At 59.4% G+C, this 15,259-nt stretch carries 13 protein-coding genes; 8 read left to right on the top strand and 5 right to left on the bottom strand.

All coding sequences use genetic code 11. The features are described 5' to 3' along the window. The first annotated feature begins 15 nt into the window (after nucleotides 1–15). The 5 genes from BLR44_RS19905 (at nucleotide 16) to BLR44_RS19885 (ending at nucleotide 5,194) form a co-directional block, all read left to right on the top strand. Nucleotides 16–1,668, top strand: coding sequence for a RagB/SusD family nutrient uptake outer membrane protein (locus BLR44_RS19905; protein ID WP_089685420.1), 1,653 nt, complete (start codon nucleotides 16–18; stop codon nucleotides 1,666–1,668). A gap of 152 nt (nucleotides 1,669–1,820) precedes the next feature. Continuing rightward, nucleotides 1,821–2,123, top strand: coding sequence for a phosphoribosylpyrophosphate synthetase (locus tag BLR44_RS19900; protein ID WP_089685355.1), 303 nt, complete (start codon nucleotides 1,821–1,823; stop codon nucleotides 2,121–2,123). Between the two features lie 127 nt (nucleotides 2,124–2,250). Then, the gene (gene kduI, locus BLR44_RS19895; protein WP_176956133.1) at nucleotides 2,251–3,081 is read left to right on the top strand and encodes a 5-dehydro-4-deoxy-D-glucuronate isomerase; all 831 of its coding nucleotides are present in this window, start codon (nucleotides 2,251–2,253) and stop codon (nucleotides 3,079–3,081) included. A gap of 35 nt (nucleotides 3,082–3,116) precedes the next feature. Continuing rightward, on the top strand, nucleotides 3,117–3,881 hold the full coding sequence (locus BLR44_RS19890; protein WP_143017392.1) for an SDR family oxidoreductase: 765 nt from the start codon (nucleotides 3,117–3,119) through the stop codon (nucleotides 3,879–3,881). A 107-nt stretch (nucleotides 3,882–3,988) separates the two neighbouring features. After that, nucleotides 3,989–5,194 (top strand): alginate lyase family protein, encoded by a 1,206-nt coding sequence (locus BLR44_RS19885; protein WP_245706117.1) that lies wholly within the window; start codon nucleotides 3,989–3,991, stop codon nucleotides 5,192–5,194. Nucleotides 5,195–5,212: 18 nt separating this feature from the next. On the opposite strand, the gene BLR44_RS19880 is transcribed toward BLR44_RS19885, so the two are convergent. The 5 genes from BLR44_RS19880 to BLR44_RS19860 form a co-directional block, all read right to left on the bottom strand. Then, nucleotides 5,213–5,800: a phosphonate degradation HD-domain oxygenase gene (locus BLR44_RS19880; protein ID WP_089685351.1), complete on the bottom strand. Its 588-nt coding sequence runs from the start codon at nucleotides 5,798–5,800 to the stop codon at nucleotides 5,213–5,215. Between the two features lie 7 nt (nucleotides 5,801–5,807). Further along, the gene (locus BLR44_RS19875) at nucleotides 5,808–7,127 is read right to left on the bottom strand and encodes a DUF5690 family protein (protein WP_089685349.1); all 1,320 of its coding nucleotides are present in this window, start codon (nucleotides 7,125–7,127) and stop codon (nucleotides 5,808–5,810) included. After that, nucleotides 7,120–7,980: a histidinol-phosphatase gene (locus BLR44_RS19870; RefSeq protein WP_089685347.1), complete on the bottom strand. Its 861-nt coding sequence runs from the start codon at nucleotides 7,978–7,980 to the stop codon at nucleotides 7,120–7,122. Before BLR44_RS19870 ends, BLR44_RS19875 begins: the two co-directional genes overlap by 8 nt. Nucleotides 7,981–8,042: 62 nt before the next feature. Then, entirely contained in the window at nucleotides 8,043–9,203 is a 1,161-nt protein-coding gene (locus BLR44_RS19865) for a TIGR03364 family FAD-dependent oxidoreductase (RefSeq protein ID WP_089685345.1), read from the bottom strand. Nucleotides 9,204–9,256: 53 nt separating this feature from the next. Continuing rightward, nucleotides 9,257–9,964 (bottom strand): HAD hydrolase-like protein, encoded by a 708-nt coding sequence (locus tag BLR44_RS19860; RefSeq protein ID WP_089685343.1) that lies wholly within the window; start codon nucleotides 9,962–9,964, stop codon nucleotides 9,257–9,259. Between BLR44_RS19860 and BLR44_RS19855 the strand changes: the two genes are divergently transcribed. The 3 genes from BLR44_RS19855 (at nucleotide 9,963) to BLR44_RS19845 (ending at nucleotide 15,164) form a co-directional block, all read left to right on the top strand. Further along, nucleotides 9,963–10,157, top strand: coding sequence for a hypothetical protein (locus BLR44_RS19855; protein ID WP_089685342.1), 195 nt, complete (start codon nucleotides 9,963–9,965; stop codon nucleotides 10,155–10,157). The genes BLR44_RS19860 and BLR44_RS19855 overlap by 2 nt on opposite strands. Before the next feature lie 244 nt (nucleotides 10,158–10,401). Next, nucleotides 10,402–13,623 carry a SusC/RagA family TonB-linked outer membrane protein gene (locus BLR44_RS19850; RefSeq protein ID WP_089685340.1) on the top strand — a complete coding sequence of 1,074 codons (3,222 nt, stop codon included), beginning with the start codon at nucleotides 10,402–10,404 and terminating at the stop codon, nucleotides 13,621–13,623. A 53-nt stretch (nucleotides 13,624–13,676) separates the two neighbouring features. Then, on the top strand, nucleotides 13,677–15,164 hold the full coding sequence (locus BLR44_RS19845) for a SusD/RagB family nutrient-binding outer membrane lipoprotein (protein WP_089685338.1): 1,488 nt from the start codon (nucleotides 13,677–13,679) through the stop codon (nucleotides 15,162–15,164). Nucleotides 15,165–15,259: the final 95 nt, after the last annotated feature.

The raw sequence follows: 15,259 nt of genomic DNA, 5'->3' as shown, positions 1-15,259 counted from the left end.
CAACCCATGAACCTCATGAAAAAACGAATCATATTGGTCGCGGCTCTGGCCTTGATGAGCCAGTCGTGCGAAAAAATACTGGAAGAAGAAATTGTATCGGGCATCACCGCCGGTATCTACTACAAAACGCCGCAAGGCTGGAAAGGTGGCGTCAACGCAGTCTACGAAACCCTGCGGTACTGGTATGGCCGCGAAGAGGGCTTTACGTTTACCACCTTCGGCACCGATACCTACACCAAAGGGGCCGACGGCAGTTACAAGTACTTCAACGACTACGATGGTCAGTTGAATGCCGCTTCGGGTTACTTCAGCTCTACCTGGCGTGAGTTTTACCAGGGGATCAATACGGCCAACACCGTCATCGACCGGGCCGACGCCGTAGAGGGGCTCTCCGAAACGGATAAGGTCACCGGCATTGCGGAAGCCCGTGCCTTGCGCGCGCTTTACTACTTCATTCTGGTGCAAACATACGGTCCTATCCACCTGACGCTGGAAGAAACGACCGCGCCCACGACGGAAGCCAACCGTACGCCGGTCGATCGCATTTACAGCGAGGCCATTGTGCCGGACCTGGACTTCGCCATCGCCAACCTGCCGGCCACCACGTCGCAGTTGGGGCGCGTCACCAAGCCGGTGGCACAGGCGCTTCGGGCACGTGTCGCCGCGGTGATGGGCGATTGGACCAAAGTGGAAGAGATGGCCAATGCCGTGATCAACGAAGGTGGGTTTTCGCTGCTGCCCCGGTTCATAGACCTGTGGGACATCAGCAATGACAAAAACCAGGAAATCATCTGGTCGGTACAATACACGGCCGACCCGCTGACCAACGCCGCTAACGGCAACGCGGGCGGGAACCGCGGGCACCTTTACTTCCTGTCGGAGTACGACCAGATTGCCGGAATGAAACGCGACATTGCGAACGGACGCCCCTGGAAGCGCTTCCAGCCGACCATGTACCTGCTCACGCTGTTTGAGCGCGGGGTGGATTCGCGCTACGAAGGGAGCTTCAAGGACGTGTTCTACGTGAACAACGCCGCCACGGCACCCGCCGGGCTCAACGTCGGGGATACGGCCTACTACGTGGTGCCTTACGCCGTGCCTGACGAAATCCAGAAGAGCAAGCCTTACTTCTTTGTCGACGTCGATCCTAACGCTACGGACGAAGTGATGAAGCTGCGGCAGATCAACTACCGGTGGTTCCCGACGTTGCGCAAGCACCTGGACCCCCTGCGGCTGACCATCCAGCAGGAAGAAGGTCGGCGCGACTTCCCGGTCATCCGACTGGCCGAAATGTACTTGCTGCTGGGTGAATCGCTGATGATGCAAGGCCGCCACGAAGAAGCCGCCGAAGCGATCAACGTCGTGCGCCGTCGGGCAGCGTTTCCGGGCCAGGAAACCGCCATCGAGATTGACGCCAGCGTGCTGAGTGGTACCGGCGACCACGAAGGCATCGACTTTATTCTGGACGAACGCGCCCGCGAACTGGTCGGTGAAATGCACCGCTGGTTTGACCTGAAACGGACCGGTAAGCTCATCGAGCGGGTGCAGAAGTACAACCCGGATGCTGCGCAGAACATTCAGAATTTTCACCTGTATCGCCCCATTCCGCAGGATCAGCTCGACCGCGTCAGCGGTGGCTACCAGCAGAACGAGGGCTACGGCGGATAAACGACTTTGGTTTGAATGCTTGAAAGTGAACGGCCGCGTTTCTTCGGAAATGCGGCCTTTTCTGTACGCGTTGGTCTGGCCAGAAAAGCAAGATTTGTGCAACCCGAACCAGCCTGCGTTGCGTACCTTGAAACACCAAATCTCTCAAACGCATGTACGATTACACAACGCTCTCTGAAGCGATCAGTGGTTTGCAGGAACGTGGCTACACGTATGATTTCAACCTGCGCCCCGATTGCCTCCACTGCCCCGAACTGGACCGGCAGTTGTCACCCGACGAATTTACCATTACGGAAACCTACCGTTTCGAGGGCATGAGCAACCCGGACGACAACGCCGTGGTCTACGGCATCGCTTCCAACGATGGCCTGAAAGGCACCTTTGTGGATGCCTACGGTACCTATGCCGACACGGTCTCCGAACAGATGATCCAGAAACTGAATTTCCGGCGGTAGAAACGCCCCAAATCCCCCTTACGATTGTGCTTTTCGGTCGGCGAAATTGAGTATGATTTCGCCCCAGGCCGATCTTTACCTATACAACCGTGTTCTTACATCTTCTCATTTACTGAATTCTATACTGATGCAGATTAGACAAGCGACCAGCCCCCGCGAGGCGAAAACGTTTGATACCGAACAGTTACGTCAGGAGTTCCTGATCGAAAATCTGATGAGCGGCCCGGCGTTTACCTGGGTCTATACCCACTACGACCGCATGCTGATCGGCGGCCTGGTGCCGGGCACCGCGGCGGTGACGCTCCCCACCTACGATGCGCTCAAGTCCAACTTCTTCCTGCAGCGCCGCGAACTGGGCGTGATCAACGTCGGCGGGAAGGGCGTCATCACAGCCGATGGTACCGACTACTCCCTGGAAAAACTGGATTGCCTTTACCTGAGCCGCGGCACGAAAGACGTCTCGTTCCGGTCGAGCGACGGCAGCCAGTCGGCCCGCTTTTACCTGATTTCAACACCTGCCCACGCGGAGCACCCCACGACGCTGATGAAGGCAAAAGACTCGACGGTGGTTGAACTGGGCTCGAAAGAAGCGTGCAACGAACGGACGATTTACCAGTACATCCACGAAAACGGGGTGAAAAGCTGCCAGTTGGTGATGGGCCTGACCGTGCTGGCGCCCGGCAGCATCTGGAATACGATGCCCTGCCACACGCACGACCGCCGCATGGAAGCGTATTTCTATTACGACGTGGCCGAAGATGCCCGCGTGTTCCACTTCATGGGTGAGCCGAGCGAGACGCGCCACATGGTGCTGAAAAACGAGGAAGCCATCATTTCGCCGCCGTGGTCGATCCACTCCGGCGCCGGTACGAAAAACTACAGCTTCATCTGGGCGATGGGCGGCGAAAACCAAAGCTTTACCGACATGGACGCCGTCGCCATGAAAGACCTGCGGTAGTCCATTCCTCATTCATTCGATTCCATTCTCTTATGATTTTAGATCAATTCCGTCTGGACGGAAAGGTAGCGCTCGTCACGGGCGTGAAACGTGGCATTGGCCTGGCCATGGCCGAAGGACTGGCGGAAGCCGGGGCCGACATCATCGGCGTATCGGCGTCGCTGGAAACCACCGGAAGCAAAGCCGAGGCGCGCATCACGGCGCTGGGGCGCAAATTCTGGGGATACCAGTGCGATTTTGCCGACCGCTCGTCGGTGTACGCGTTCGTCGAAAAGGTGAAGGCCGAGCACGGCACGCCCGACATTCTGATCAACAACGCGGGTACCATCCTGCGCCGCCCGGCGGCCGAGCATCCCGACGAATACTGGGATCAGGTCATCGAAATCAACCTGAACGCGCAGTTCCTACTGAGCCGCGAGTTCGGACGCGACATGGTGGCGCGCGGCAGTGGCAAGATCATCTTTACCGCGTCGCTGCTCACGTTCCAGGGTGGCATCACGGTGCCCGGCTATGCGGCCAGCAAAGGCGCCATCGGGCAACTGACCAAGGCCCTCGCCAACGAATGGGCCGGTAAAGGCGTCAACGTGAACGCCATCGCCCCGGGCTACATCGCCACCGACAATACGGCCGCCCTGCGCGACGACGCCGAGCGGAGTACGTCCATCCTGGCGCGCATCCCCGCCGGACGCTGGGGCGATCCCGACGACTTTAAAGGCGCCGCCGTTTTTCTGGCCTCACCTGCGGCCGCGTATGTGCACGGGACGGTGCTGACGGTCGATGGGGGCTGGATGGGACGCTAACGTGCCAATGGCATACATGGAGTACAAGAAGGGGCCGCTGCGCCCCTTTTTTTGTGGGCAGTGGGAAGCAGAGTAGGAAACGTGCGGACGACCACTCCTGTAGGCAGATGCTTCTCAACTTCCGAAAACCGATTCAGTTTGTTCTTCTCGCAGGGGGACTGTTCATGGGACTGGCGCGTTGCGGACCTGCCCGGCAGGAAACCACGCCACTGCGACAAACGATTGTCGCCACCCTGCGCGAACCGACCCTGCAAGAAGCCGACTGGGCCTTGCGTCAGGAGCCCGTCACCGTCACCGCGAAGACTTCCGAACGAAGCGCCGGCAGCATCCACGATTTTTACTCGGAGGGCGATTACTGGTGGCCCGATTCAGCCCACCCCGAAGGGCCGTACGTGCGGCGCGACGGCATGACCAATCCCGACAATTTCGTGGCACATCGGCTGGCCATGATCCGCCTGAGTCGGATCGTCGGGGCGCTGGCGTCGGCCTATCGCCTGACCGGTGAGGGAAAGTACGCGCGCCACGCCATGCGGCACCTCCGCGCCTGGTTTGTGGAGGCCGATACGCGCATGAACCCTTCCCTGGCGTTTGCACAGGCCATTAAAGGACGCGTCACCGGACGCGGCATCGGCATCATCGATACCATTCACCTGATGGAAGTGGCGCAGGGACTGCGCGTGCTGGAAGGCGCGCCGGGCGTAGCACCCGCCCAGGTGGCCTACATCCGGCAATGGTTTGCCGACTACCTCCGCTGGCTGACTACCCACCCGTACGGGCAGGACGAACTGAACACCAAAAACAACCACAGCACGTGCTGGGTGATGCAGGTGGCGGCGTTTGCCCGCCTGACAGAAAACGATTCGATTCTGGCATTTTGCCGCGAGCGTTACAAAACGGTGCTGTTGCCTGGTCAGATGGCCGCCGACGGAAGCTTTCCGCTGGAACTGGAGCGCACCAAGCCCTACGGCTATTCGCTGTTCAACCTCGATGCCATGACTACCCTCTGCCAGATTCTGTCGGATGCAGAGCACGACCTCTGGCAGTACCAGACGCCCGACGGCCGCTCCATCCGCGATGGTATTGCGTTTATGTATCCGTACGTTGACGACAAGGCCGCGTGGCCTTATGCAGAAGACGTGATGTACTGGAACGAATGGCCGGTGGCGCATCCCTTCCTGGTGTTCGGGGCGGTGGCGTTCGACGAAGCGGCCTGGCTGGCAACCTGGGAGAGGCTGGACCACACGCCAGACGTCGAAGAAGTGCTGCGGAACCTGCCCATCCGCCATCCGCTGCTGTGGCTGGACGAAGTGTGATCTGACGCAAAACGCGCGTTACAGGACCGTATCCGAAAACACGAAGCCTTGTTGCTCCAGGTGGCGCTGCGCCATCTTTTTGTAGCGCTTTAGGTCCGGCACCGGGAGGTGTTCTTCTTTGGCTTCCTCGTCCCAGTGGCGCATTCGCAGGCTGACGCCAAACAGCGGACTGACTTCGAACTGTTCGGCCTCGTCGGGCGACATGCGTCCGCCCTGAAATCGCAGCGTCTGCTGGCTGGCCTCCGAGAGTCGGTTGTAATAGTCGGGGTACTTGTACGTCAGGTACCGCTTCGCCTGTACGTGCCCTTCCACCAGCCGCGCGACCCGTTCCGAAAAGCCGTGCGCCCGCAGAAAATCGGCACCGATCTTTTCGTGGGAAACCACACCGTAACCGTCCATCTGCGCCGCGCTCGAAGACGCGCACAAGTGACCGATGTCGTGGAAAAACGCCGCCAGGATCACCTCCTCGTCGAAGCCTTCGCGTTCGGCCAGTTGCGCGGCCTGGGCCATGTGTTCGAGTTGGGAGACCGGCTCGCCGATGTAATCGTCGTGGCCGTGGAGTTCGTAAAGCGTAAAGATTTTGTCGATCAGAAGTTCGGGATTCATGGGAAAATCAGACAACGGTTTTTGCGTGATCGGAAGGGTGGAGGTGCGGGGTAGGTGGTGCGGCTTGTTTGCGTTCAAAATAGAAGAGCGCGCCGAGCATCAGTGCGCTGCCCACGATCGCCATTGCGTAGCTGCCTACAATAAAAAAACGGAGCCAGCTCATTTCGGCGTAACCAAAGCTCTTGAACAACATAACGCCCACACTGCCCAGGTAGCCGAAGGCATCGGCGAGGTAAATCAGAAAGCCTACGTTGCTGACGTACCGGAAGGCGGCGATCAGCCGGTCGAAAAACACACTGTTGAACGGCACGTAGCCCAGGTAAAGCCCGAAGCCCACGAGGGTCATCCAGACAGGCGGCGAAAGCCAGTGCGCCTCGAACGCCAGCGTGCTTGCGCCCGTTAGCAGCAGCCCGCCCAGCACCAGCAGGTGGTTCAGACGTAGCGCGTAGCGGTTGTCTTTTACAACGACCATCAGGCCGACCAAAAGCAGGACCCCGAGCGACACAGGAATCTCCGTTTTCGTGAAAATGGCCGGTTGGTCACCGTAGCCCAGCGTCTGCCAGATCTCGGCCGCGAAGTTGTCGCGAAAGTCACGGAAGGCGGTCAGCAGCGTGTAGGTCAGAATCAACAGCACCAGGCCGGGTGCAAAGGTGCGAAACAGGTGCCACCGTTCCTGCGCGTTCATCGGCCTGCGGCGGGTGCGGAGGGCTTCGTCTTCCGGCGAGGGCGGCGGGAGTTGTGCCAGCAGATACACCGCCACCAGCAGCAGCGGTACAAAGAGGAGGCTGGTCACCAGCGGCATCCAGAAGGGAGAGACGCCCCAGTCCTGCATGGCGTAGCTGCCCACGGACTTGACCAGCCCCGACGAGAAGATGAACGACACGCACAACCCGGCACCCAGCACTTCGGTGGTGCGGCGGCCTTCCAGGAAGCTGAAGACCAGCCCCCAGACCATGCCGAGCGGCAGCCCGTTGAGCAGAAGAAACACGATGTTGTAGGGGGGAGGCACCAGCGCAAAGCCCAGCAAGGCCAGGCCCGCCAGGCCGATCAGTCCTAAAATGGCCGAGGCCCGGCGGCCGCCGGTCATCTCCGACACGACCTTGATGCCGATAAACTTGGAGAGCATGTAACCGATCACCTGCGCGGTAATCAGCCAGACCTTGTAGTCGATGTGAAGCCAGCTCAGCCCGTCGAACGTGGCCGCCGTAAACGGTTTGCGGAACGCATACATGCACGAATACGTGCAGAAGGCCGCCAGCACGGCATAGAGGGTGAAGGCCGAAGGCGAAGCGTGGCGAAGCCAACGGGTGAGGCGAGCGTCAGGCATTGATGCGGGTTTTGAGCGGGACGGACTGCCAGCGACCGTCGTACAGAATTTGTACGTGCGTATAGCCGACGTCCTGTAACAGGAGGGCGGCTTCTTCAAAATAGGCCGTGATCTCGTTCGGGCGGTGGGCGTCGGAGTTGAGCATGACCGGGATGTCCATCGCCCACATCCGCTCCAGAATCCAGCGGCTGGGGTAGGTTTCCTCCGTTTTCTTTTTATACAGGCCCCGGGTATTGACTTCCACCGTCAGCCGCGCATCGGCAATGGTGCGCAGCGTCTCGGCCACTTCGTCCTGATACCAGCCGTCTTCTTCCGAAAAGAGCGTGCCGCCTTCGTTTTGCATTTTGATCTTGTCCACATGGCCCACTACGCTCGGCGGTGCTTCCCGAATCATCTGGCGCGTAAGCTCGAAATAACGGCGCACGGCGCGCTTCACGTCGCCCTCAAAAATCTCGTGCAATCCCCGCAGAAAGCCTTCGTGCGGTCCGTCAATTTCCCACGGCGTCCCGTCGGCGTAGGCGTCGACAAAATGGATGGAGCCGATGGTGTAATCCAACCCCGCTTCGCGGACGATGCCGTGCTGTACGCTGATCAGCCCCGGCACAAAGTCGACTTCCATGCCGCAGTAAAGCTGAATCTGGTCCCGGTACTTTTCGCGTAGTTGATGAATCTCCGACAGGTAGTGCGTTACGTCTTCGGCGCGCATGTTCCACGTCGTCTCAAACGGAACGGGGCCGTGCGACGAAAACCCGTAGGCGTCCAACCCTAGTTCGATGGCACGTTGCGCAAACACTTCCGGCTCGCCTTTGCCGTCGCAGTAACGGCAGTGACTATGATAATTGGTCCAAGACATGGTCAGAAACGGTAGATTATCAGCAAGTTACGGAATCGCCTTCGCTCGTGCGTACGCGGGCGTTAGACTTTCGTGACCGGGGCTTCCTGGTAGGTGCCTTGCACCACTTCTTCGGCCAGACCGAACGAGAGCGTCATGCCCGCGCCGCTCAGGGCGTTGATCAGGGTGACGCCGGGCGCCGGCTCCGTCACCCACTCGGTGTGACCGGCCAGTTTGGGATAAATGCCATGCCAGCGTTCAGCAATTTCGAAAGAAGGCACGTCGGCAAAGGTGCGCAGGTAGCGCAGAATCAACTGGTTGGTGTCTTCCCGGTCGAAGGGTTCCGGGTTGTCTCCGTACTCGTGCGAATCGCCGATGACCAGTTCGCCCCGTCCGTTTTGCGCTAGCAGCAGGTGAATGCCCCGACTGACGTACTCGGGCAGCTCTTCGGCGAACCGTTGTTGCAGGAGCGGCAAGCTCGGGCACTGGCTGAAGGAGGTGTAGTGGCCGAGCGTAAGGCCCGCACAGAGCGACGGCCCCAGTTGCCAGCCGCCGGGCTGGGGCGCGGTGCGCATCATCTGCAATTTACATTTGGTGATGCCACTGGCGGCGTAGTGCTGCGGATAAAGCGTTTCGAAATCGGACCCGCTGCACACAAAGATGCGGTCAACTTCCCAGGTGGTGGTGGCAGTGTGGACGTAGGGCGCTTCGATCTCGGTGACGGTTTCGTTGAAGCAGAGCCGCACGCCGTAGGTCTCGTGCAGGTAGTCGGGCAGGCGGCGGATCGCCTCGCGCGGGTCCACAGTCATTTCCGTTTCACTCCACAGGCCCCCCTGCAATCCTTCCGGCTTTACCGCCGGGCTTTTTTGCCGTACTGCGTCGGGCGAAAGCAACCGACAGGCATAGCCCTGCCCCATCGCCTGGGCGGCAAACTCCTGGAGCACCTGCCACTCGTCGGGGTGGTAGGCCAGGTGCAGCGAGCCGTTGGGTCGGGTCCAGATGCCCGCCTGTTGGGTCACTTCCTGCCAGATGTCGCGGCTGCGCAGCGCCCGCTGCAACGCCGGACCGGCCGTTTGCCCGATGGGCCAGATCAGCCCGAAGTTGCGGATGGAAGCACCCGTGGCCCGGGGCGAGCGTTCCAGCAGGACTACCCGCTGTCCCCGACGCGCGTTCGCCAGGGCGGTGGCCAGTCCCACGATGCCGGCTCCTACGACGGCCACATCGGCATGACAATGTTTTCTCATACGGCTTTCTCGTTTCGGGGTGCTTTCCGGCAAGGAAGCGCTCCGGTGGTGACTTATTTACGGGTGGGCACTGGCGCCAGCGCCAGAATGGACAGAAGTTCGGGCAATTGCGCAATCAGGTGCGTGTGCGGTTCGGGAGCGAGGGCTTCCGCGGTGTAAGCGCCGGTGGTTACGCCGACCACCAGCCCACAGCCAGCGGCGGTGCCTTCCTGCAAGTCCGACGCCGTGTCGCCCACTTTGCCGACGTGGGCGGCCGACGTGACGCCCGTCAGCTCCATCGCCCGGAAAATCATGTCGGGGGCGGGGCGGCCTGCGGCTACTTCGTCGCTGGTGACGCTGCCGTCGATCAATCCCTGGTGCTGCCAGCCCATGTGCTCGAGCAGTACGTCGGTGATGGAGCGGTCGAATCCGGTATTGACCACCACGCGAATGTCGTGCTCCTGCAACGTGCGAAACGTCTCGCTCACGCCCGCTTTTTCGTGAACGCGCGGGTCGGAGCGGTAATAAGCGATCATCCGTTCCTGAAACCGCGCGTGAATGGTTTCGATCAGGGCCGCGTCGGCCGGGTGCTGCTGTTCTTCCAGAAGCTGCCGGATGGCAACCGGTTTCGGGATGCCCATCACCCGGTTGGCGGCTTCCAGCGAAATGGTGACGTCGGCGGCGTCGCGCAGGGCATCCTGCAGGCAGCGCTGGACACCCTGGTGATCTTCGACGGTGGTGCCGGAAAGATCGAATACAATAAGTTGAAGCGATGTGGACATGGAAAAGAAATTAAAACGGGCGGTTCCTATGCGGAAAGGCGAAATTCAGCAATCGCCCCCGGAAATGAAAAGCCCTTCTGATTATATAAATATTAAATATTTGGCACGCTGGTTCAAGGCGAGCAACTTGACAAATATTATTTTAAAATTAATGCAAACAGAAAAAAATGTTTTCTTATTTACGATTTGTTAACATTTTTATAACTTATCACCGTTGAATCTCCGTCAAGATCCGTTGATCTTTGAGGCGAAAAGTAAGGTATGATATTTACAAATAGTAAACTATCCTAAAGGCTTAGATTCGTTTTCGTTCAAGACGGTCCCACCCCCGTTTTCCTACTGTCTTCCTGTAACCCGCTCTGAGCAGTGCCTACGCAGCACCTGCGGTGGCCGTGCCTTGCCTGGACTCAAACCATTTTCTCAACTCCACAATATCTATGCAAGTATCTGTACTGTTTCATCGAACCCAGCGCGCTGCCTCCCAGCGCCTGCTGTTGTTCCTGCTGCTCGTGGGAACTGTTCTGGTGCCCTGGACCGCCCGGGCGGCCGATCCGTTGGTGCGCACGCTGACCGGTACGGTCACATCGGCAGAAGACGGCACCCCGCTGCCCGGCGTTACGGTGCTGGCCCAGGGGACCGTGACGGGTACTATCACCGACATCTCAGGACACTATACGTTACAGGTGGCCGACGACATCGACACGCTGCTGTTTTCGTATGTGGGCTTTGCTACGCAGCACGTGGCCATCGCCGGAAGATCCACCATCGACGTGGCTCTGACAGAAGATGCCATGCAACTGTCGGAGGTTGTCGTGACGGCCCTCGGCATTCGGAAAGAAAAGGCGCGGGTCGGCTATGCCGTGCAGGAAGTAGACGGCTCGAACCTGGTCAAAGCCCGGGAGCCCAACGCCGTGAGTACGCTGACCGGACGCGTCGCGGGGCTGCAGGTTTCCAACTCGCCCGAGCTGTTCAGTGCGCCTACCGTTACGCTGCGTGGAAAAACGCCGCTGATCGTCGTAGACGGCCAGCCCATCAGCTCGGATTTTTTCAACATCTCGCCTGACGACATCGAGACCTATACCGTCCTGAAAGGCCCGACGGCCGCGGCGCTGTACGGTTCGCGGGGACGCGACGGTGCCATTCAGATCACCACCAAGCGGGGTGCTCAGGACAAAAACCGTGGCTTTTCGGTCGACTTCAATTCCAGCACCACGCTGCAATCGGGCTTCAACGCCATTCCCGACGTGCAAAACCAGTACGGGCCCGGCTCGTACGGGCAGTATGCGTTTGGGGACGGCAAAGGCGGCGGCATCAACGATTCCGACTACGACGTGTGGGGCCCCAAACTGGACGGCCGGCTGATTCCGCAGTACGACAGCCCGATTGATCCGGCCACCGGCGAGCGCATCCCGACGCCTTTCCTGCCGCGCGGCGCGAACAACCTGACCAATTTTTTGCAAAACGGCCTTCTGTCGACCAACAACCTGTCGGTCGCGACCAGTAGCGACAAGGGCGACCTGCGGGTTTCGGCCACGCAGACCTACCAGCGCGGCATTGTACCCAACACGCGCCTGAACATCACCAACTTTGCGGTGTCGGGCGGGATGAAGTTCAACGAAAAACTGCGGCTGGAGACCAACCTCAACTACAATAAGCAGTATACGCCCAACATTCCGGAAGTAGACTATGGCCCGAACAGCATCATCTACAACATTCTGATCTGGAACGGGGCTGATTTCGACATCCGGGACCTGAAAAATTACTGGCAGCCGGGCAAGGAAGGCTTGCAGCAAGTCAACAACGAATACGCACGCTACAACAACCCCTGGTTTTCGGCCTACGAGTGGCTACGGGGCTTCTACAAAGACGACGTGTTCGGGTTCGTGCGGCTGTCGTACGACTTCAACAAGCATTTCAGCCTGGCGGGGCGCACATACGTGACAACCAACACACTGAACAAAAACGAGAAGTTTCCCTATTCGGCGACTACCTACGGACGCGAGGTGGCCCAGGGAGGCTACATCGAAGGGTACCGTAACTTCTTTGAGAACAACACGGACGTGCTGCTGAATTACCAGCAGCAGTTTGGCGATAACTTTTCGGTGCAGGCCACGGCGGGGGGCAACCTGCGCAGCTATACCCTGAAGTATGCCTACGGGCAGACCGACTACCTGGTGGTGCCGGGGGTGTACAACCTATCCAACACCACGAACCAACTGAAGCCCTACAGCTACCTGGAACAGAAACAGGTGATCAGCGCTTACGGCTCGGCCGACCTGGCGTTCCGCAATTACCTCTTTCTGGCACTGACCGGCCGCTGGGACAAGTCGTCGACACTGCCCCTGAACAACAACTCGTATTTCTATCCGTCGGCGTCGCTGAGTGCGGTGCTTTCGGATGCCCTTCACCTGCCCCGCGCCGTTTCGTTCCTGAAAGTACGGGGATCGTTCGCCCGCGTCGGGGGCGATCTGGGCGGCAATCCTGACGCCGACATGCGCATCGACGATGCGCGCCTGGTGAGCAACGGAGCCACCATCTACCAGAACAACCCGACCTACTACTCGGGCATTACCTGGAACGGCAACCCCACGCTCTATTACCCGGGGACGGTCTACAACCAGAACCTGAAACCGACTTTCAGTACTTCGTACGAAGGCGGGCTCGACATCCGCTTCTTCGAAAACCGACTGGGCGTCGACGTAGCGCACTACAACACGTTCGACGGACCGAGCATTTTCCAGTTGCCCGTCTCGGAAGCTTCGGGCTACGACTACCGGCTCGAAAACGGCCTGAAGTACGAGCGTCGGGGTTGGGAAGTGACGGTGACCGGCAACCCCATCCGGACCGATCATTTCCGGTGGGATGTGGCCGCCAACTGGTCGACCTACCGCGAGTACCTGCGCGACATTTACCCGGGGGTTGACAAACTGCCGGCGGCGGGAGGCATCGGCTTTGTGCAGGTAGGCGAGCGCGTGGACAAATATTACAACTACGACTTCGAGCGGACGCCCGACGGACAGGTAGTGGTCGGCGACGACGGGAAACCCAAGCGCGACAACCTGCCGAAATTGTTCGGCTACTACAATCCCGACTGGTTCGGAGGCATTACCAACACGCTGAGCTACAAGAGCCTGCAGATGCGCTTCCTGTTCGACGGCCGCGTCGGGGGTACAATCCTGAACTACGTGAACAAGAAGTTGTGGCAGAGCGGTCGCCACCCGGAGGCGGTCGCGCCGGAGCGGGAAAACGACGGCCTGGGCATCAAGTCGTACGTTGGCGAAGGCATGGTGATTACGGAGGGCGAACTGGTGCGCGACGGCAACGGCAACGTGATTTCCGACACCCGCGAGTTTGCGCCGAACACCACGGCCGTGTTCTACCAGGACTGGGCGAAAAACTACAACGGGGCCGACGCGCCCAACATCATCGACAAGACGTACTTCAAGCTGCGCGAGGTGGTGATCACCTACTCGTTCCCGTCCACTCTGTTGCAGAAAACCTTCGTGCGCAACGCAAGCGTGTCGCTGGTAGCGCGGAACCTGTTCTACTTCTCCAAGTACAAAAACATTGACCTCGACCAGTACGGCACGGGCTACTCGTCCGGTCTGCAAACGCCGTCGATCAAAAGCTACGGCATTAACCTGACCGCTTCTTTCTAATCTTATTTCATCGGGACCGGGCGCTGGGCCCGGTCTTTTCTCCCGACTTTCTTATGAAACGCTATACCTTTCCCCTGCTGCTGACCGCCCTGCTGGCGGTGACCAGTTGCAAAGATTTCGAAGACCTGCAGGTCAACCCCAACAACCCGACCCAGGCCCCACCTTCGCAGATTTTCACGGGCGTGCTGTACGACTGGTACAATGCCGACTACGAGCCCTGGAGCGAGACGCAACGCCTGAATCAGTTTTACGCGATTACGTTCGACTACTACGGTAACCAGGACTACAACTGGTCGTCGACCGGGCTGAACTACGGGACGCTGCGCAATGTGCTGCAAATGGAAAAAGAGGCCGAGCGGCTGGGCGACAACTCCTACGCGGGGCTGGCCAGCCTGATGAAAGCCTACTTCTTTATCCGCATGACCGAACGCGTGGGCGACATTCCGATGCGCCAGGCGTTGCAGGGCCTGGACGAGAACTACACGCCGCAGTACGACACGCAGAAGGAAGTGTACCTGCAATGCCTCGACCTGCTGGAGCAGGCCAATACCCAACTGGCGGCGGTTGCTGACCAGATGGTCGCGGGCGATATTTTTATGGGCGGTAGCCTGCGCAAGTGGCAGCAGGTCAGCAACGCACTCTACCTGCGGACGCTGATCAGCCTGAGCCACCAGGCCGACGATGCCGACCTGCGCGTGAAAGAACGATTTGCCGCCATCATCAACAATCCGTCGACTTATCCGCTGATGCAGAGCCTCGACGACAACGCCACGATGAAGTTCTTCAACGTACCGAACAACCAGTATCCGATCAACCCCAGCAACCGGGGCTTTACCATCGGGCGGTACGTGATGGGTGCGACGTACCTGGATTTTCTGAAGATGTATAACGACCCGCGCCTGTTTGTGGTGGCGGAACCGACCGACTCGGCCAAAGCCAGTGGCGACCCCGACTACGCCACGAAGCTGACGTCGTACGTGGGCGCCCCGTCGGGTGCGACGCTGGGCGATCTGTATACCAACTCGGATGCCGGGAAATACTCCCTGCCGAAAGACGACCGCTACTACACCTATACCGGCGAGCCGACCATCATTGTCGGATACGCCGAACAGGAATTTACCCTGGCGGAAGGCATCGCCCGCGGGTGGGCGAGCGGCGACGCGGCGCAGCACTACACGAACGGTATAACCGCCTCCATGAATTTTTATGGCATTACTGACCCGGTGGTCCTCGACGCGTACCTGAGCCAGGACGGCGTAGCGTATGCGGGCAACGGCGATGCCGGCCTGATCCAGATCCTGACGCAAAAGTACCTGGCCTTCTTCCAGAATTCCGGCTGGGAAGCTTTCTACAACCAGCGCCGGACGGGTGTGCCGACGTTCGACATCGGGCCGGGCAACCAGAACGGGGGGCGCATTCCGGAGCGCTGGCAGTACCCACAGTCGGAGTACCGCAACAACGAAGCGAACCTGCGCGATGCGCTGCAACGTCAGTTCGGCGGGGCCGACGACATCAATCGGCCGCTCTGGATATTGGAATAAGCTTTAGCATGAAGTAACACGATGCCCGGCCTTCTCCAGGGAGCCGGGTATCGTTGCTTTTCACAACTCTTGAATGCGCTATATCCCTAGCTAAT

Source organism: Catalinimonas alkaloidigena (assembly GCF_900100765.1).
In the GTDB taxonomy this organism is placed as follows: Bacteria; Bacteroidota; Bacteroidia; order Cytophagales; family Flexibacteraceae; genus Mooreia; species Mooreia alkaloidigena.
Note: the sequence above shows the minus strand (reverse complement) of the source record. Positions and strands in the feature narration are given on the sequence as shown.